General features: G+C 60.6%; 17 protein-coding genes. 7 read left to right on the top strand and 10 right to left on the bottom strand.

The window, feature by feature from the left end; all coding sequences use genetic code 11:
- The 6 genes from AC1D2O_RS19835 to AC1D2O_RS19810 all read left to right on the top strand — a co-directional run.
- A partial coding sequence (locus AC1D2O_RS19835) for a transposase (RefSeq protein ID WP_478157779.1) occupies positions 1-416 on the top strand: 416 nt, incomplete at its 5' end.
- 833 nt (positions 417-1249) lie between these two features.
- A complete protein-coding gene (locus AC1D2O_RS19830) occupies positions 1250-1999 on the top strand; it encodes an SDR family NAD(P)-dependent oxidoreductase (protein WP_477649982.1) in 750 nt (249 codons plus the stop codon).
- Positions 2000-2089: 90 nt separating this feature from the next.
- Entirely contained in the window at positions 2090-2875 is a 786-nt protein-coding gene (locus tag AC1D2O_RS19825) for an electron transfer flavoprotein subunit beta/FixA family protein (protein ID WP_478157778.1), read from the top strand.
- Entirely contained in the window at positions 2876-3850 is a 975-nt protein-coding gene (locus tag AC1D2O_RS19820; protein WP_477650476.1) for an electron transfer flavoprotein subunit alpha/FixB family protein, read from the top strand.
- Between the two features lie 69 nt (positions 3851-3919).
- Positions 3920-5506 (top strand): phytoene desaturase family protein, encoded by a 1587-nt coding sequence (locus AC1D2O_RS19815; RefSeq protein WP_478157777.1) that lies wholly within the window; start codon positions 3920-3922, stop codon positions 5504-5506.
- Positions 5507-5573: 67 nt separating this feature from the next.
- Positions 5574-7655 (top strand): heterodisulfide reductase-related iron-sulfur binding cluster, encoded by a 2082-nt coding sequence (locus tag AC1D2O_RS19810; RefSeq protein WP_478157776.1) that lies wholly within the window; start codon positions 5574-5576, stop codon positions 7653-7655.
- 220 nt (positions 7656-7875) lie between these two features.
- Here AC1D2O_RS19810 and AC1D2O_RS19805 read toward each other — a convergent pair whose 3' ends face one another.
- The 8 genes from AC1D2O_RS19805 to AC1D2O_RS19770 all read right to left on the bottom strand — a co-directional run bounded on the left by AC1D2O_RS19805 (position 7876) and on the right by AC1D2O_RS19770 (position 15851).
- On the bottom strand, positions 7876-8442 hold the full coding sequence (locus tag AC1D2O_RS19805) for an NADPH-dependent FMN reductase (protein WP_477650726.1): 567 nt from the start codon (positions 8440-8442) through the stop codon (positions 7876-7878).
- A 214-nt stretch (positions 8443-8656) separates the two neighbouring features.
- Positions 8657-9862, bottom strand: coding sequence for a VOC family protein (locus AC1D2O_RS19800; protein ID WP_478157775.1), 1206 nt, complete (start codon positions 9860-9862; stop codon positions 8657-8659).
- A 44-nt stretch (positions 9863-9906) separates the two neighbouring features.
- The gene (locus tag AC1D2O_RS19795; RefSeq protein ID WP_478157774.1) at positions 9907-10188 is read right to left on the bottom strand and encodes a hypothetical protein; all 282 of its coding nucleotides are present in this window, start codon (positions 10186-10188) and stop codon (positions 9907-9909) included.
- A gap of 56 nt (positions 10189-10244) precedes the next feature.
- Positions 10245-11102: an MFS transporter gene (locus AC1D2O_RS19790; RefSeq protein ID WP_477650229.1), complete on the bottom strand. Its 858-nt coding sequence runs from the start codon at positions 11100-11102 to the stop codon at positions 10245-10247.
- A 94-nt stretch (positions 11103-11196) separates the two neighbouring features.
- Positions 11197-12804, bottom strand: a complete 1608-nt coding sequence (locus AC1D2O_RS19785) for a bifunctional 3-(3-hydroxy-phenyl)propionate/3-hydroxycinnamic acid hydroxylase (RefSeq protein ID WP_478157773.1) — start codon at positions 12802-12804, stop codon at positions 11197-11199.
- A 114-nt stretch (positions 12805-12918) separates the two neighbouring features.
- Positions 12919-13791 carry a fumarylacetoacetate hydrolase family protein gene (locus tag AC1D2O_RS19780; RefSeq protein WP_477650231.1) on the bottom strand — a complete coding sequence of 291 codons (873 nt, stop codon included), beginning with the start codon at positions 13789-13791 and terminating at the stop codon, positions 12919-12921.
- Positions 13792-13848: 57 nt separating this feature from the next.
- On the bottom strand, positions 13849-14727 hold the full coding sequence (locus AC1D2O_RS19775; protein ID WP_477650232.1) for an alpha/beta fold hydrolase: 879 nt from the start codon (positions 14725-14727) through the stop codon (positions 13849-13851).
- 128 nt (positions 14728-14855) lie between these two features.
- Positions 14856-15851, bottom strand: coding sequence for a tripartite tricarboxylate transporter substrate binding protein (locus AC1D2O_RS19770; RefSeq protein WP_477650233.1), 996 nt, complete (start codon positions 15849-15851; stop codon positions 14856-14858).
- 307 nt (positions 15852-16158) lie between these two features.
- Between AC1D2O_RS19770 and AC1D2O_RS19765 the strand changes: the two genes are divergently transcribed.
- Positions 16159-16884 carry a GntR family transcriptional regulator gene (locus tag AC1D2O_RS19765; protein ID WP_478157772.1) on the top strand — a complete coding sequence of 242 codons (726 nt, stop codon included), beginning with the start codon at positions 16159-16161 and terminating at the stop codon, positions 16882-16884.
- A 23-nt stretch (positions 16885-16907) separates the two neighbouring features.
- On the opposite strand, the gene AC1D2O_RS19760 is transcribed toward AC1D2O_RS19765, so the two are convergent.
- Both AC1D2O_RS19760 and AC1D2O_RS19755 read right to left on the bottom strand, forming a co-directional pair.
- The gene (locus tag AC1D2O_RS19760; protein WP_478089778.1) at positions 16908-17717 is read right to left on the bottom strand and encodes an NAD(P)-dependent oxidoreductase; all 810 of its coding nucleotides are present in this window, start codon (positions 17715-17717) and stop codon (positions 16908-16910) included.
- A 198-nt stretch (positions 17718-17915) separates the two neighbouring features.
- Complete coding sequence (locus AC1D2O_RS19755) at positions 17916-18692, bottom strand: SDR family NAD(P)-dependent oxidoreductase (protein WP_478089777.1); 777 nt, start codon at positions 18690-18692, stop codon at positions 17916-17918.
- Between the last annotated feature and the right edge of the window lie 75 nt (positions 18693-18767).

The following is an 18767-nucleotide window of genomic DNA, read 5'->3' as shown; positions in this document are numbered from 1 at the left end:
CCGCGTCGGGGCTGGTGCACACGGTGGTGGGTACGTCGGCCAATGTGAGCGACATCAACGTAGCTGGCGAACTTCTTCACGGCGAGGAGCACGTGGCTTTCGGCGATTCGGGCTATCAGGGCGTGCACAAGCGAGCGGAGGCCGCAGGGCCGACCTGGCATGTGGCGATGCGCCCAGGCAAGCGCAGGCTGCTCAACCCGTTCATCGAGCCGGAGTTCGTGGCTGAGCGTGTAGAGAAGATGAAGGCCAGCATCAGAGCGAAGGTTGAGCACCCGTTCCGGGTGATCAAGCAGCAGTTCGGGTTCACGAAGGTGCGCTATCGCGGCTTGGCGAAGAACACGGCGCAGATCGTCACGCTGTTCACGTTGTCGAACCTGTGGATGGCGCGGCGAAAGTTGATGGAGATCAGGGGATGAGTGCGTCTGCGAGGTCCGAATGGGGCTTGCCAGGCCCGCGCAGGGACCGCGACGCGCAGCAAATCGATGCCGAGCCTGCGCGATCGAGCCATCTGGATGCGTCGAGATCACCTGACCCACTCAGCCGCGAATGCAGATCGTGTTCTGCAGACCATCCCTAGAAGCAGACTCGCTTCGAGCGCTTGGCCGCCATCTGTTCCCCTGTTGTGCCGCATGCTCTGGCTGCCAACCCAAACCAAGACGAGCATGTCGCCCGCAGTACAACGGACGCTCGGCGGTACAACCGGGCAACCCCCTTCATCATCTGATTGAACGGCGGGAGCGACGTGTCGCGATCGCCGCATCGCTCGCGGCACTGGCCGAGGTCTGATGGTTCGACACTTCTCCGCTTCCCTTGGACGCCTCCCACACACGTGATGTGACTATCACCCATGTTCAGCGCAGTGGGATTGGGGAGTCTGTATCGCCAGGCCTGCTGGCGCACCAACTCGTCGAGCTTGGAACGGGGAAGCACTAAGCATGATCGTTTCGCGGCCCTCGCGGCCTCGAAGTCGAGCTGTGTCGCTCATGAACTCCCACCGCTGCCGGACTGGCCCAAGAGGTGCATGCACCGTCTCGCTCTCTAAGACTAACCTCAATCGATTCTATGGACAAGGACCAACTGCGGTCCTGCGATGCGAGGAGCAACAGGGTGGTGTCTCCGTATCCTAGGATCGATTGGTCACTTGGCCAAGGGGTTTCATACACATACGATTCAATTCAAGCGCGCGAAATCGAGATCTGTTCGTCTTCGCGATTGGCATCTACTGAACCAATATGGAGACAAGTTCGAAATGAAGCATGGAGGAAAGGTCGCGATCGTCACGGGCGGTAGCGCAGGGATCGGCAACGCCATCACCAAGCGTTTTGTCCTCGAAGGTGCACACGTCGTCATCGCCGACATCCATGGCGCAGAAGCCGCAGCCGCTGAGCTCTCCGCCGTGGGCCCTGAGGTACTTGGACTCACCACCGACATCTCTTTCGAGTCGGACGTCGAGACGCTGGTCAAAGCCACCTTCGAGAAGTTCGGTCGAATCGACATTCTCGTCAACAACGCGGCGATGGTCACCCTTCCCAAGCCATTCGAAGAGATTGGCGCTGCCGATTGGCGCCGAATGATGGAGGTGAACACTCTCGGTCCCTATCTCTGCTGCCGCGCCGTCGCGCCGCACATGAAGCGACAGAAGAGTGGCCGCGTGATCAACATCGCGTCGAGCACCGTGCACACGGGGTTGCCGTACCAGCTCCACTACGTCTCCAGCAAGGGCGCCCTGATCGCCTTCACCCGCTCCCTCGCTCATGAACTGGGCGACGACAACATCACCGTCAACGCGATCGCCCCGGGCTTCACCCTCGTCGACCGGATCGCCAAGCAGTCGGCGCGAGTGGATTCGTTCCTGAAGAACTACGGCCACCTCAACGCCATCAAGCGTCCCGGCGTTCCCGAAGACCTGGCGGGTGCCGCCAGCTTCCTCGCGTCAGACGATGCGGGATTCATCACCGGCCAGACGCTCATCGTCGATGGCGGGATGGAGAAAGTCTGAGCGCAATCGGGATTCTTGGGTCGAACAGCTCGGCTCAGCCCATGCCTCAGCAAGCTTGATCGAAACCTTTTAACTCTTCCTGGATATCTGATGAGGATCGCCACATTTGCGAAACATGTTCCGATCTCGGCGGTCACGCCGAAGATCGCCCCTGGCCTAGACCGGATCGAGGATGCCAACCTCGCGCACGAGGTCAATGAAACGGATCTCTATGCGATCGAGGAGGCTGTGCATCAGCGCTCCGTGCATCAAGGCAGCGTCGTCGCGATCACCATCGGCGGCGCTCGCGCCAAGGAAGCCCTTCATGTGGCATATGCCCGTGGGGTCGACCAGGCAGTCCACGTCGTGGACGAAACGCACCGAGGCACCCACTCGCTGCTGAGCACCGCCGCCGCAGTAGCCGTCGTCAAGGACATGAACTGCGACGCGATCTTCGTCGGCATCCAGGCGGACGATGATCTCCAGGGGAAGTTCGGGATCGCGTTGGCGGAGTCTCTCGGCCTGCCCGTCGTCACGGCAGTGACCGAAATCACCTTCGAGCCACAACACAAGCGCGCCAAGGTGATCCGCGAGCTCGGGGCCGGATTCAAGGAGGAACTGGAAGTCGATCTGCCGTGCGTCTTCACGATCCAGTTCGGCATCCGCCCGGTTCGCTACTTGCCCGTCATGGCGGTCGTCAAGGCTCGCGCCAAGAAGATCGACACGCTGCCGATCGACTCGCTGAATCTGACGGTGGATTCGAAGAGCGCCGCGCAGCTGCGAGTGCTCGAGCTTTCTCTGCCGGTCAGTCGCGGCAAGTGCGAAATGATCGAGGCGACGCCGCCGGATGCGATGAAGCAACTGGTGGCAACTCTTGTTCAACGTGGGGTGATCTGAATGTCCAAGTCCAATGTCGTCATCGTTTGTGAAGCGGGCGTGGGGCAATCCGAATCGGCGAACGCCTCGCTCATTGCCGCTGCCACCAAGCTGGCACGCAGCCGTGGTGGCCGAGTCATCGCCCTGCTGATCGGTCATCAGATCGCAGATGCCGCGAGCGAGGTGAGCCGCTACGGCGTGGAGGTGCGGCTGGCGGATTCGCCACGACACGCCGACTACGATGCCGCCGTCTACCTGACCGAGCTGCAGAAGCTGCTCGACAAGGTCGATCCGGGTGCGGTTCTCTTGGCCCAGACCTACCTCGGCATGGACCTGGCGCCTCGGCTGGCCGTCAAGCTTAAGGTCGCCTTCGCCAGCAACTGCATCGATCTGGAGATCGACAACGGCGATGTCCGGTTCACACGGCCGATGTACCGTGGCCGTCTCATCGCCAAGGTCGCGTTGGATAGCATCCCGCTGGTCGCCACGATGCAGCAGTCCGGCGCCAAGCCCGAGCTTGCCAGCGAGCCCGGCGCCGTGACCGCGATCGACGCTTCGGCCGGTAGCGATTCGCGGGTGCGTCCCATCCGGACCATCGTTCCGGAGTCGTCCGGCGTGGACATCGCCAAGGCGGACATCGTGGTCTCCGGCGGCCGCGGCCTAGGCGAGAAGAAGAACTACGCCCTGATCGAAGAGCTGGCAGCGGCCATCGGGGGTGTGCCAGCGTGCTCACGCCCGCTGGTCGACATGGGCTGGCTCACCGTCTCGTCGCAGGTCGGCCTCTCCGGCAAAACCGTGAAGCCCAAGCTGTACCTCGCGTGCGGCATCTCGGGGGCGGTCGAACACGTCTACGGCATGAAGGAAGCCGGCTTGGTCGTGGCCATCAACAAGGACCCAGAGGCGCCCATCTTCAAGACCGCCGACATCGGTGTCGTCGGCGACATCCTAGAGCTGATTCCCCAACTCACCGAGCAGGTCAAGAGCGCCCGCCGATAACTGCGACCGATCCACCATCGCCCCTCCATACCAGGAACCAACATGTCTCAAAACAGATTCGACGGCATCGTGATCGGCGCAGGCCACAACGGGCTGATCACGGCGGCCTACCTTGCCAAGGCCGGCTTGAAGGTTGCGGTGTTCGAGCCGCGGCTCACGGTCGGAGGCGGTTTTGCGACCGAGGAACTGTCGGTGCCGGGCTTCAAGCACAACACGCATGCGATCTTTTCGAAGATGCACGACAGCCCGGCGCACTACGACCTCGAACTGGACCGCTATGGGGTCGAGTACATCTTCCCGCATGTGAAGAAAGCCTACGTGAACCACGGCGGCTACTTCCTTCATTACCAGGACATCGAAGCGACGGCCCAGTCGATTCACCGCATCTCGCCGAAGGACGCGGACACCTACCGGAAGATGGCCCGGCAGTGGCTGCAGTGGTATCGCGACATCATCCTCCCTGACATGTATTCGGCTCCCAAGCCGCCCGACATCTGGGAAGCAGAGATCCGCAAGAAGCCCGGTGGCAACGAGTACCTGCGAATCGCTTTGGGGTACAGCCCAGAGGAGTATGCGAACGAGCTGTTCGAATCGCCCATGATCCGCATGGCGCTCGTGCGCGGTGCTGTGGTCTCCGAATACGACCCGACCACGAAGGGCATTCCCACCATCGTGTTCGCCACGATGATTGCGTGGTTCGCGCAGAAGAACTCCATGGTGAGGGGCGGAACGCGATCGGTGGCAGACGCCATCGCACGCATCATCGAAGAGAACGGCGGGAAGATCTTCCTGGGCAACCCCGTTCAGCAAATCATCGTCGAGGACAACACCGCCAAGGGCGTCATTCTTGATGACGGGCGGGAGTTCTACGCCGACCGTTTCGTGGCGAGCAATGTGAACCCGGTACAGACGTTCCTGTTCATGATCGACGAAGGCAAGCTGCCCGAAGATGTGCGCGAGAAGGCGGCCAACTTCAAGTTCAAGGATGAAACCATCCTACGGATCTTCCTGTGCCTGAAGGAGCGGCCGCTCTTCACCATGGCGGAGCGCGAGCCGGACCTGAACCACAGCCTGTACTACACCATTGGATACGACTCGCCGAGCGACATGATCCGGATGCAGCAGCAAGCCAGAGCGGGCCTACTTCCTGACGTGACCGGGCTGAGCGGAGGAATTCCCACCATCCATGATCCGAGCCAGGCGCCGCCTGGGCACCACACCGCATTCTTCTCCATCCTCGCGCCGTTCAATCTCGCAGATGGCGGGCCCAGCCGGTGGAACGACATCGCACGAGATGCGACGGAGCAGATCCTCGACAAGCTGCGCGAGTACGCGCCGAACGTGACCGACGCCAACATCATCGGGAAGTTCCCCTACACGCCGCTCGATATCGAAGCTTGTTTCCCCGAGATGATGAACGGGGACATCTGCCAAGGGAGGATCACACCGGAGCAAACAGGCTTCAACCGTCCCTGGGCAGGCATGTCGCAGTACCGTACCTGCTTCTCGAACCTGTACCTGTGCGGCGCCTCCTCGCATCCCGGCGGCTTCGCCGTGGGCGGCCCTGGCTACAACGCAGCCAACGCGATCGCGGAGGACCTGGGCATCAGCAAGTGGTGGCCCCAGTACGACCCCACGAAGATCGTGAAGATCTGAACACGCTCAATCAGGTTGCCGGGTTCGCCCCCGGCGGCCCCACGCAGAACGCACCGCAAGGCCATACATGACGGAACTCGAGATTCCCACACGCCAACTGTTCCGAGATCTTCCGATACCGACCATTGTCCTTTTTTATGGTGTGGCGCTCTTGGCCATTGTGGTGTTCTGCTACGGCGTCTGGCTGAGGGTCAAGAAGTACCGATCGGCAAAGGCCGGAGCAGCACCTTGGACTTTTCAGCTCAGTCAGGTTACGCAAGCCCTGACCACGATCGCGAAGCACAGCACCTTGCGCAAGCGCAACGCCTTGGTCGGCTACGCGCACCTGATGATCTTCTGGGGCTTCGCCATCCTCTTCGCCGGCACGGTCACCATCACCATCGACCATGACATCCTGAGGCCGATCAGCGAGGATCTTCAGTTCTGGAAAGGGGGCTTCTACGTCGCCTTTTCGCTGGTTCTCGACCTGGCGGGTGCCGCCTTCGTGATCGGACTGGCCATCATGCTCGCCCGACGCTACCTCGCCAGACCCCCTCAACTCGACTACGCCCGCCGGGACCAAGAGGCTGGTGCCTACGACCGAAGTGGTTACAGGCGTGATGATGTTCTCTTCTCATGGGGCTTGCTGGCCATTGGTCTGACCGGATTTCTGCTCGAAGCGCTTCGCATTCTTGCGGATCGCCCGCCCCACGAGATCTGGTCCGTCGTCGGATGGCATCTCGCCGACCTTCTTGAATGGATGGGGCTCGGGATCGCCGGCGCGAACCAGTCCTATGGCTATGCCTGGTGGCTGCACGCGGTCCTCGTCTTCGCTTTCATCGCCTACCTGCCTTACTCCAAGGCGGTCCACATGTTTGTCGCGGGTGTGAGCCTGCTGCTCAGAGATTCACTGGCCGGAAAGCGCCTGCCTGCCCTCGATACCAACGCGGAAAGTGCTGGCTACCGGAGCATCACCGACCTCTCTCGAAAGGAGTTGATCAATGTCGACTCCTGCACAAAGTGTGGTCGCTGCCACGTGGTATGCCCTGCGGGCGCAGGAGGGTGGCCACTCTCCCCTCGCGATGTCGTCCTTGAACTGAAGGAACAGGCCGACGCAGCACTTGGGGGCGGAAACTTGCTGCGTGAGAAGAAGCCTGTGCGCGTGCAAGGTGAGCCTGCCAGCCTGATCGACTCCAAGGTGCTTTGGTCTTGCACCACCTGCCTTGCCTGCGTGGAAGTCTGCCCGGTGGGCATCGAGCATGTACCGCTGATGGTCAAGATGCGTCGCTCCTTGGTTGAAGTCGGGTCGATGGATAGCAATTTGCAGCGCACCCTGGAGAAGATTGCCGTCACGGGAAACTCGTTTGGGCAACCCGAGGAAGAAAGAGGTTCGTGGGCATCGGACCTTCCCTTCAAGGTCAAGAATGCAACCGAGGAGCCGGTGGATGTGCTCTGGTTCGTGGGCGACTACGCATCGTTCGACCCCGGGCTGCAAGCAATTACCCGCAAGGTCGCCACGATCCTCGATCGTGCCGGCGTGAACTTCGGAATCCTGTATGCCGCGGAGCGCAACTCGGGCAATGACGTCCGGCGTGTGGGAGAAGAAGGCTTGTACCAGATGCTCGCCGAAAGCAACATCGCGGCAATCTCCCAGGCGAGCTTCAAGGAAATCATCACCACGGATCCCCACTCCTACAATACCTTGGTCAACGAGTACCCGGAGTTCGGAGGCAGCTACAAGGTTCGCCATCACACCGAACTCATCTGCGAGTTGATCGAGTCGGGCGCCCTGCCCATCAAGAAGCGGCTTGCCGGAGCGGCGACCTACCACGACCCCTGCCACCTAGCGCGCTATGTGGGCGTGACGGATGCTCCTCGCTCCATTCTCGCCTCGGTGGGCGTCAACCTGATCGAGATGCCCAGGAACCGCGAGAACACCTTCTGCTGCGGCGCAGGTGGCGGGCGCATCTGGATGACGGATATCGGCAAGAAGGACCGTCCGAGTGTGCAGCGCATTCATGAAGCACTTGAGCTTCCCGACTTGGAGTACTTCGTCGTCACCTGCCCCAAGGACCTGGCCATGTACCGGGATGCCGCCAAGACCGTCGGCAACGAGCGGCTGAAGGTGACCGACATCGTCGAACTCGTGGACGCCGCGACCGCCGGGTAGGCCGGACGAACTCCGATGGGGGGTGCTAGCCAAGAGATACATCAAGCACGAGCACTTTGAGCATGTCGAGGCTCTGCTGGAGCAGTTCGGGCAAGTAGTTGGCCCGACCAAGGCGATTCTGTAAAAGGTGTTCGTGCCGTGCTGTACCTGTTCACGGGCTGCCAACGCCCCAACGCCGCACAGCGGCAGCTCGATCAATTCTCTTTCGCTCGGAGCGTTCTCAACCCAGCCCCATGCGCTTGACGGCTTCAATCCAGCGCACAAACGCCGTCATCTGATCTTTTACAAATCCTCGTGTCGTTGCGTCGATGCACTCGCCACTCGTGGCGAACTTTCCAGCCGCTCCGCCGATGAAGACTTCAGGTTTGGCGAGCAGTTGGGCATTCATGTAGAGAAGCACTTTCCGTAAGTCATACTGCACGCGAGCACCGCCCAGTGGCCCCGGGGATGCCGTGATGATCACCACTGGCTTGTAGGCGAAGGGCTGGTCATCGCCACGGCTCACCCAGTCGAGCGCATTCTTGAGCACGCCCGGAATAGAGAAGTTGTATTCCGGCGTGGCGATGAGAATCCCATCAGACGCCCGGATGGCTTCTCGCAGCTCAACCACGGGCGCCGGCATGCCGCGAGCCATCAGATCACCGTCGAACATCGGAACGTCACGGATGCCAATCTCACTGAACGCCGTTCCCGAAGGCATGCTTTCACTCGCTAGGCGCAGCGCCATACGATTCAGCGAAGCCGATCGAAGACTCCCACAGATCCCTGCGATACTTAAACTGCTCATCTACTACTCCTAGTCGGAAGATGTTGCCGGCGTCTTGGCCTGTGGTCGTCGTGCGTCTTCGGGATGTCACCCACCCTCGCACGAGCAGATCGATGCAGGCAAGGCTTCCATCAAGTCATCAAATGACCCAGAACGGTGACCCAACCGCCCTCATGCAGCATCTTCAGGATCGAACAATCCTCGAACGCCCACGCCTGAGGGAGCCCTGCTTCAACTAACCCAGCGGCCCCCAGAAAGTCTCACCACCGTACGTGTCAGAAAGCGCGTCCAGCGTCACAGGCCAGACACCAGGGACAACCTGGCGCCGGTCGGATCTTCTACGCACCTCACCATTCCAGCCGACTTGCTCCATGTAGTAGTACAACTGAATGACGTGGCCATCAGGGGCAACGGCATGGACGACGTAGTCGATGCCCAAATGCAACTCCTGTGGCAGCTCGATGAGTTTGATGCCCCTTTGCTCCAGGAATCCCTTCGCGACGCGGAGTTGCTCGTAGGAGCCGAGCTGGACTCCGAACGCCAGCAACGTGCTGTCGTCTCGCACTCCCAAGACGCTGCGTAACTCCAGCGGTAGCAGCACCAGGCTGTGATGCTCTGTGTTCGCACGCAGGAACACAACCCGCCTCCCGGAAACCGTGGTCTCCTCGCTCACAGTCAGCCCGAGACGCTCCGTGTAGAAGGAAAGGGCGGCATCCACGTCTGCAACGAAGATGCTCGCTGGACCGACTCGCACTGGCTTGAACGGACGGGCCAGGAGCACGCCACCGACATCGTAGGTCTTCGGCAGGTCATCGATCCAGCGATGCCCTGAGAAGATGTCGACGCCATTGGCATGCGCCTCTGCGACCTCGGTGACCTCGGACTTGAATGGCAAATCGGGGTGGTCATTGCGCCAGGGCCACATCACAACGGGTTTGCTCAATCCGTCCCAACCTACCTGCTCGATGCCGTACTCGACTTCGTTGATGTGGCCGGTGGGATCGGAAAAGTACGTGTGCCAATTGGAGCCGGGATCACGGCCATGTCGATCAATCTTCTGACCTAGCGTGGCAAGCCACTGCCGTGCCTCGACCACCTCGCGCAGGCTTCCCACCTGCCAAGTGATCTGGTTCACGGTCAGGTCGTCGCGCAGCGGGGGCGCGAAGTGCTCGATCCATGGTCTTGGCATGAGAACGAAAGTATGGTGGTCACTGTTGTGCCGCAGAAAATAGACCTTCGTGTCTGGTACGCCGTCAAGCCACGGCCCAGGATCGGTCATGGCTGTGTCGAGAATGTCGGCAACGTAGAACCCCAGAATGTCGCGATAGAACCTGAGTGACTCACCGGTGTTATCGACACTGATGCCAAAGTGGTTGAGGCGCCGAATCTTGAAAGGACGGTCATAGAGAACGCCGCCCACAGTGAATTTCTCGTTGGACATAGATGCTCCTTGCTTAGTATTGATGGATCTCTTCGGAAAATGGTTCAAAACAGTCTGACTCGATGGATGCCGTCCGCTTGAATCGAGCTCAGTAGCGCCTGTTTATGCTCGCCTGCCAGTCGTAGAAATCCAAGCAGCGCAACTGCCGCGGCCACCGCCGCTCCCATAGAAATCGCGCCATAGCCGAATGCCTTCACAAGAGTTCCGCCAATCACGGGGCCGGATGCTGTACCAAGCATGATGGCAGCTGGAAAGGCAGCCAGAGAACGTCCGCTATGGTCGAGTTTGGACAATGCGCCGAGAACAAATGTCATCATGATGATCATTGATGAGGGAAGCATCGCAGTCCCAACTCTGTATGTCAGCAACTCAGTTGCCGTCATCACCAGCCAAACCGATGCAGCAAAGACAAAGGGCAGTACGGAGAGACCGATCGAAGCGAACGCCGACCTTCAAGGTGCACCGCCAGCGCCCCCGCAAACATGGAGACTGTGGCCATGATGAGCAGAGAAGTGGCCACTTGGTCACGGGAGAAGCCATTGTCAATGCCTGCCCGCTCCATGAAGCTGCTGGTCATCGAGAATGCAAAGCTCACAAGGGCCCAGCAAACCAAGCCGATCCATACTGCCCTGGGTGGGACCTGGCGAGCATGCGCTGCACTCGGCATCTCGTCTGACGCAGCCGTCTTGCCTGGAAATGCAGCCAATGCAGTTAGGGCTGCAATTGCCATGACACCGCCAAAGACCACAAACAAAGCTGGCCCACCAAAGGCACCAATGATCTTCGGAACAACAATCATAAAGAGCATCCCGAAGACCCCAAGGGTTACACCGGCGATGCCTTTCAGGCGATGTGCCTGCCGGCTCGTCGAGATCGTCCCGTGTGTGACGCTAAGCGCCAACCCGTTGGCAAGGCCGGCCAAGCCATGCACCGCAAGCAACAGTGCTGTGTTCTGAGTCGTCGCTGCGATCCAGAAACAGGCTGCAGCTGTGCCGAAGCCGAGCACAGCCAGTGCTCGACCTGACACTCGATGAAACTGCGGCGCTACCAGGACGCTGGCCAGGAAGACCCCAGCCAAGAAGACGGTAGCTATCCCGCCGGCTTGCTGCGGACCGAATCGATACACATCAACCAGGACTCCCACCCAGAGTGGCAATCTAATCATGTCAACCAGCCCTGCGCAATGCCCTACCAGAAGAGCAATGCGTCCGCGTCCATATTCGGTAGAACGTCCAGTCATTCTTTTCTCCTTGCTTTTTTTGTTTGTGATTGCGGATTGAAGGCTTCAGCAACCGTAGTTATCGCGCCCCAGTTCCCACCGTCTGCACACCTTCTTATTCTCGAGTCGGCCCCTCAGCAACTCCCGATTCGTTGATTTCGGCGTGAAGTCCGCGTGCCAGCTCGCGCACAAGTCGCTCGGCATCTGCAAACCTGCGATCTGTACCGAACACATAGAAATCCGGGCGCACCAAGATCACTTCGCTGCCGGTTTGCGCAAACCATTGCTCGTAGATTCCACCGACGTCGGTCACTGATGCGTCGCCGGCGACATGGGCTGTCGTACCGCCAAGGCGCTGCCAGACCGCCAACGTAGCTGTCGACAGTTCGTCAGCAGGATCACCGTGTCGCCCTAGCAGCACGAAACGTCCGCTCCCGCACACTTCGTCAAAGCGATCCTGACGTCCTCCCTTGCGAACGACACCCTGGCGGCCGAGCAGTCCGGCCTGTTCATCGTCAACGGCCAATGCCCCGCGCCCGAGGCGCCAGGGCGGTGGCGTGTGAGTGCCGGGTGCATCGCGCATGCGACGCAGCATGGCATCTCGTTCGTCGCAGGCCTTCGGATCGACAACACAAAGCAAGCGGCCGAGCGCCACCGCCTCCTGGATCACGTCGCGAAGATGAGCTACTCGCTCGGTGGCATAGTCGTCCAGCGTATCGGGTGGAGCGATGCCGCGCAGCACCAGGTCAAGCCGCCACGCCAGAGTTGCCGCGTCGCGCAGACCGGAATTCAAGCCCTGACCAAGAAACGGTGGCGTGAGATGCGCGGCGTCCCCGGCGATCAGCAAGCGGCCGTCGCGCCATCGGTCGGCCCAGAGCGCTCTGAAGCTGTAGACGACATGACGCAGCAGTTTCGCGTTGGAGGGATCGACACCACAGTCGGCAAGCAAGCTCCAAGCAACCTCCGCTGTCCCCATCTCCTCGCGCGTCTCACCGGGCAGAAGCATGAATTCGAAGCGCCGGCGGCCATGGCCTGAAGGCACCCAGGTGACGCTGCGAGGCGGCCCGAGAACCTGTCCTATGAACGGCCACCAATCGCGTTCAACGGTGGGCTCGATGTCGACCACGAGCCAATCCCATGTGAACCCCAGGTCCGTCACGGCCACATTCATGGCTTGACGCACGCAACTGTTGGCACCATCGCAGCCGATCACCCATGCCGCCCGCAACCCGGGAGATGCGCCTTCAGGTTCGACCGTTCCCTCCGTGCCTGCGACAGCAACCATGATGTCCACGCCTTCGGCACTTTGATGCAAGGCCGTGACCGAATGGCCGCGTTCCAGGCAAATGCGAGGATGCGCGCGAACACACTCATCCAAAAGCTTTTCAAGTACTGGTTGATCGAAGCACTGCATCTCCGGCCATCCCGACTCGGCAAAGGTTTGGAACGGTTGCTCAATCAGCACTTCGCCCGAAGCGGTCCTGAAGATTCCCGCCCGCATGCGCTCATCCCAGTACAGCTTGTCATCCAAGACATCACCGACACCTGCGGCATGCAGTATCCGCACCGACTCATGGCTCAGGCACACCGCTCTGGGCAGCGGATAGGGGGCGGCAAAGCGCTCGACAACGGTGACCTCGTGGCCTGCCTGCGCCAAGAGCAAACTTGTGACCAAACCAGTCGGCCCCGCCCCAACAACAACGACATCGCAAGACTTCTTCAACGCAGTTTCTCCGAACGTGAGACAGGCGGTCGGCCCACTTCCGGCACCCTCCCGGCGGAGCAGGATGACCCCCGCCAAGAGTGCCGCTCAGAACTCCGGCCTCGAGAGACGCTGTCAGCTTTCGCGTTGAATTCGGTTGCGAAGCACACCGATCTGTTCGATCTCCACTTCGCAGAGGTCGCCTGCTGCCATCAGCACCGGTGGTTTGCGAGCGATCCCGATGCCTGAGGGCGTTCCCGTCAGGACGAGATCGCCCACTTCGAGCTTCACGGCCTGGCTGAGATAGGCGATAAGGGCGGGAAGGTCGAACATCATGTTGTCGGTCACGTCATCCTGCATCGCCTTGCCGTTCAGYCGTGTCTGGATGCGCAGCCCACGTGCACCGCGGGGCAATTCGTCGGCAGTGACAATTTCAGGTCCGATGCTGCCGGATTTGTCAAAGTTCTTGCCCATGGTCCACTGCGTGGACGCCAGTTGCCAGTCGCGGATCGAACCGTCATTGGCAACGGAGTAACCTGCGACGTGATCCAGTGCCGTCTCTGCCGAGATGCGATAGCCGGGCTGACCGATGACTGCCACGAGCTCGCCTTCCCAATCGAACTTTTCTGAGATCGAAGGCAGCTGCAAAGGTACTTCGCTCCCCACAAACGAGGAGAGGATGCGCAGGAAGATCGTCGGAGCCGGTGGTTTTTGTGGAGGCGCGGGTTCGTCGCTTCCCCGCGTTTCAACGACGTGCTCGTAGTAGTTGAGACCGACGCAGAAGATCCTGTTCGCTGGCCCTACGGGAGGCATCAGCTTCACATCCGACAGCGCTATCGCGGTCGAGGCACCCGCGGCAATTTCACTTGCCAGGGCGGCTGGAAAGTTCGGGATCTTCAGTACGTCCGCGATGGTCGCGGCGCCGTGTTGAGCAAGTGGGACGATCTTTTGATCAACTCGCACCCCAATGGCACTTCTTCCATTGTGTTCAAAACAAACCAGTCGCATTTTCTTGTCCTTGATCTTGTCCTTGAGTTCGCTGTCTCTTCGTCGGTCGAAACTGGTTCAACCCCGCAGGAACTCCAGATTGATCCGGTTGAACTCCTCGAGAGCCTCCCACTGCGGCCAGTGCGATGCGCCCTTCAGTTCGACGAGTCGATTGTTCGGGATCAGCTTGGCGTATTCGTAGGCACATGCCAGGAAGATGTCCTCATGATCGACGGTCGCGTAGATCAGATAGGGGCACTTGATCGAGCGCGCCTCTTCGTCGGTGACGTAGCCGTCGCCCCATGAGTATTCGAGACCATTGAAGATGTTCTCCATGGCCTTGCCCATGCCAGGCTGCGCATAGATCTTCATCCGCAGGCCGAGAAGGTCCGGCAACCGTTGCTCGGGCTTGGCGATCAGGCCCTCAAAGATCTTCTCCATCCGCTCCCAGGTCGGATTCATCGCCGCCGCAAGGCGGTTCTTGTTGCCTTCCCGGAAGAACGGGCTGTTCACATCGGGCTTGGCGATGAGACGGCCCCAGGCCGACAGCATCGACACCTTCTCCACGCGTTCGGGATACTTCGCGGCGAGCTTTGTGGAAACCCATGAACCCAGGGACAGGCCAACGAAGGACGCCTTTTCGATGCCCATCGCGTCCATGAAGTTCTTGACGTGGTTCACGTACTCGGCGGTCGTCATCAACCGGTCAGGCTTGTCGGTGAAGCCATGGCCCAGCATGTCGATCGCGTAGGTGTCGAAGTACTTGGCGTGTTCGGGGAAGTTGGCGAAGCAGTTCTCCCAGCTGCCGCCCATGCCGTGCAGCATGATCAGCTTGGGCGCATCCTTCGGTCCGGCATTGACGTAGCGGGTCTTCACCCCTCCTGCGTCGACATAGTCTTGCCGAAACGGCGCATCCATCAGGTGCGTCCAGATGCTTTGATAGTTTTCATTCGACATACAGAGTCCTTTCCTGCTTTTGGGTCGATCGTTTGTGAAATTCGGTGTGCTCGGCGATGGGCCGTGGATTGGGGCGCGTCTTTGAGAAACTGCGCAGTGTGTTTAAGGACGCACGACAAGCTCTCCTCTTATTCCGGCTTGATGTTCAATCTGCGGATCAGATCGGCCGCGATCTTTCCACTCTCATTCAGCGCCGCCTGGAATGCCGGGCCATCCAGGTACGCGTGACGCGCGAACACTGCCTTGGACGCGGAAACGAAACCAGGGGCTTCGGCCGCTGTCTTGCAGGCCGAGCGCAGCCATGCCCGCATGTGCGGATCAAGACCTTTGGGCACGAAGACTCCGAGGCTCCCGGGCTGGAACGCCGCGCTCGGCGCGCGCGCTCCCAGCAAATCAGTGATTCGCGGCAACGGGGGTGAACCATTGATGGACTCGGAGACTGGGGCCCAGGTCGCGAGTCCTCGCATCCCCTTCGGCACGAAAGTGGCCAGGATCCCGGGCGCCGTGACGGAGAAATCCACACCTCCGCTCAGCGTCTGAATAGAGAGTTCACCGATATTGCGGAAAGGCACGTGCGTGAACTTCGCGCCGGTCTGCTGACTGATCGCTTCCATCAGCACATGCCCCGGTTGTCCGATCCCGGACGTGGCATATGTCAACTTGCCAGGATCCCTCTGACCGGCAGCAATCAGGTCGTCGAAGGACTTGATCGAGGAGTTGGGACCGGTCACTACGATCGGGTCGAGGACATTGGTGCGGCACACGACCTCGAAATCGCTCTCCTTGTACGAGACGCTGCGCATCACCAGCGGCGTCATGTTGACCGCGATGTCGGTGCTGAAGGCAATCGTGTAGCCGTCAGGCTTGGCCTTGGCCAGTTGGTCCATGGCCAATGTCATTCCAGCACCGTCTCGGTTAAGCACCACAACCGGTTGGCCCGCTGCCTTTGAAATCCCCTCCGCCAGCGCACGTCCCAGGACGTCGAATGCGGAGCCTGCAGACAACGGAACGATCATCGTCAGTGAGCGAGAGGGAGCTTGCTCTTGTGCGGCCAGTGGCAGTGCAACGAATGCCGCTAAGGCGGCGAGGAACAGGTGAAGCCTTGTCGAGAGAGGTTTAAGCATGTCGTTGTCTCCAGAAATTCTTGTTGCCGCATAGGACGCTTGATGCGGACAGCACCAAGCGGATGAACACCCCGACCGGCAACTGAAGTGATGACAGCAGTCGCATGGCGCACTGGCGTTCTGCCCTCCTGAGCCGCCTCACTTGGTCCGGCGGAGTGATCATTATGGATTAAAACACTCTTTATCGATTTTCGATATGGGTGTGTATCATCCTAGGATATACAGATCATCTTCAAGTTTGTCGTTGATAATGCGAAGGCGCTAAGCTGCGTGCTTAGACTGATCGGAAAACACCTCCAATAACCCTATGGCGACCTCCACCACGGCCAGAAGCCTGACCACGCTGGCATTCGAGCGACTGCGCGGGGACATCCTGTCCGGCCGGCTGCGCCCTGATGAGAGGCTGCGCATCCAGGCGCTGAGCGACCGTTACGAAGTGGGTGCCACGGCGATCCGCGAGGCTCTGTCGCGCTTGGTGACCGATGGACTGGTCGATTCGGAGGATCAGCGGGGCTTTACGGTCGCGCCTGTGTCGCGAGATGAACTGGTCGACCTGACAGAGACCCGCATCCAGCTCGAGCAAACGGCCCTGCGGATGGCTATAGAACGTGGGGATGTCGAATGGGAGACGCGCGTCCTAAGCAGCTTTCATCGCCTGTCCCGCATTGACCTGCCTACGTCGCTTGAAGAGCATGTTGTCTGGTCGCACGCGCACCGCCAGTTTCATGAAGCACTGATCTCAGGCTGTGGGTCCAATTGGACGATGCGCCTTTGCGGACTTCTGTACGACAAGTCGGAGCGCTATCGCAACCTGGCCGCGGTCCGAACCACCCGCGAACGCGCCCGCGAAGCGACGGACGAGCACACGCGCTTGATGCAGTTGGCCATGGCGAGAGATCCGAATGGGGCGTGTGATCTCATCGCTCAGCATTTCCGTGAAACCACGAACACCGTCCTAGCAGAAAGTTTCGAGATCAGCGGGTCATCCACGTCGTCTCGAGGAACTCCAGCAGTGAGGCACCTGCCGGCATGACGGCTGCTCAAAAGGCCGACAACTCAGCTACGCGACCTGTCACCCCGGAGCGAGCCTTCGATGTAGACCAGAACTCCCGGCGCCATCACGATGCGTGCGCCGGCGTCGACACGGAACAAACACTGCCGGTCGCGCAAGCCTGAGTTTTCTGGTATGCACCACCCACCTCGCCGAGCTACGCGAGAATGCTCAGTAGCCAACCGTGGTTCGCGAGCGATGCAACGTCGGTGCAACGATCTCGTCGACAAAGGCAAGCGCAAAGTCGGCACCTGAGATGTACGACTTGCCTTCATCACCGACCACGAGCAGATCGCCCCCTTGCGGTAGTGACCGAGCGCTTGTCCCGGGTTGGAGCTGCCGTAGCCTGCTGCCGGCGTGATGGCAACCCAGTTGAGCTCTGCGGGAGCCTCGTCGCGCAACCAGTCGAATACGCTGGCACAAGGAGCCGCTTCGGCCTTGTACGCTGAAGGGAACTCGGGCGTGTCGATCAGGCGTAGGCCCCCTGGAGCGACCAACGCGCTGCCCGCACCGTTGACATGACCCCAGCGCGACTTCCCGGCGATCACTGCTTTGGCCAGTGCGGGGAGGTGCTCGCTCAGCACCCCATCGGCAGCGCGCATCGCGACCACCACGACGTCGTGTTCGGCCGCAAGCTTGGTTAGCAGCGCATCGTCGGTGACGCTGCCGCGCACATAGGCCACGCCTGGGAGTGCATCCTTCGGTGCAGTTCGCGAGACGGCGGTAACTGCGAGTCCGCGTCGCGTGGCTTCGCGGGCAAGGTTTTGACCCGTGTACCCCGTGCCTCCGAGAATGGCGATTTTCTGGTTCGACATGATGTGGTCCTTTCTGAAGCTTTCCTGGTTGGGAACGGCCCGGAGGCCGAGTTGGTCTTTTCGCGAACAGCCAGCCGCTGCGATTCAGCCAGTACATGCGCGCCCTCTATGCATCGGGCGACAAAGATCGTCTTGTAAGGCACCTGGATCGCAATAGCGGGCGGCGTCCGTTGCCATGGCGCGACCCTCTCATCCGGATTACTTCGCCAACCGGCCACCATTGATGCCAAAATCGGAGCCGGTCACCCAGGTCGCCTCATCCGAGGCGAGGTAGACCGCAGCCCACGCGATGTCGTCCGGCTGGCCAATCCTGCCTGCTGGCAGTGACGCGAGGATGGCCTCCCTGTCCGCACCAACCACCTGACCGGGCGAATGGGTGGTTGCTTCGGTCTCCACCAGGCCGGGTGAGATCGTGTTCGCCCGAATGCCTTTGGATCCGCCTTCCACGGCGAGGGCACGGGTCATCGAGAGCACGGCGCCTTTGCCCGCGGCGTGCGCAATCCACCCGGGGCGACCATTCATCCGGTGGGCGATGGTGGAGGCGAAGTTGATGATCGAAGCCTTCCCCGACCTCTCCAGCAGCGGCCAGGCGTAGTGGCAGGCGAGAAAGACCAGGTCAACTTCTCCGGCAATGGTCGCGCGCCACTGCGTCTCGAAGTCCATCTGCTCCACCGGCGCGAGGCGCGGCGGGATGGCACCGGCGTTCACGAGCACATCGGCCCTGCCGTACTTCGCATCGGCCTGTGCCATCCACTGTCGGACCTGCGCGGGCTGGGTGAGATCGATCGGCAAAAGCGCCTCGATCGGGGTGCCGGCCTGCGCCGCCTGCCGCACCGTGGCCTCGGCCCCCGCCGCATTGATGTCGGTGCCGAAGACCGTCGCGCCTTCCGCCGCAAAGCGAAGCGCGATGCCCTTGCCGATGCCAGCGGCGATGCCGGTGACAAGGGCGACTTTACCCTTCAGTCGATCAGCCATGACCCTGCATCTCCTTCTTTCTCTTTGCGCCCCGCGTCATTTCTTCCACACGAAGTGATCCGAGCGAATCCATCG

The organism is Variovorax sp. P1_G12 (genome assembly GCF_056405555.1).
This window is presented reverse-complemented; position numbering and strand designations above follow the sequence as displayed.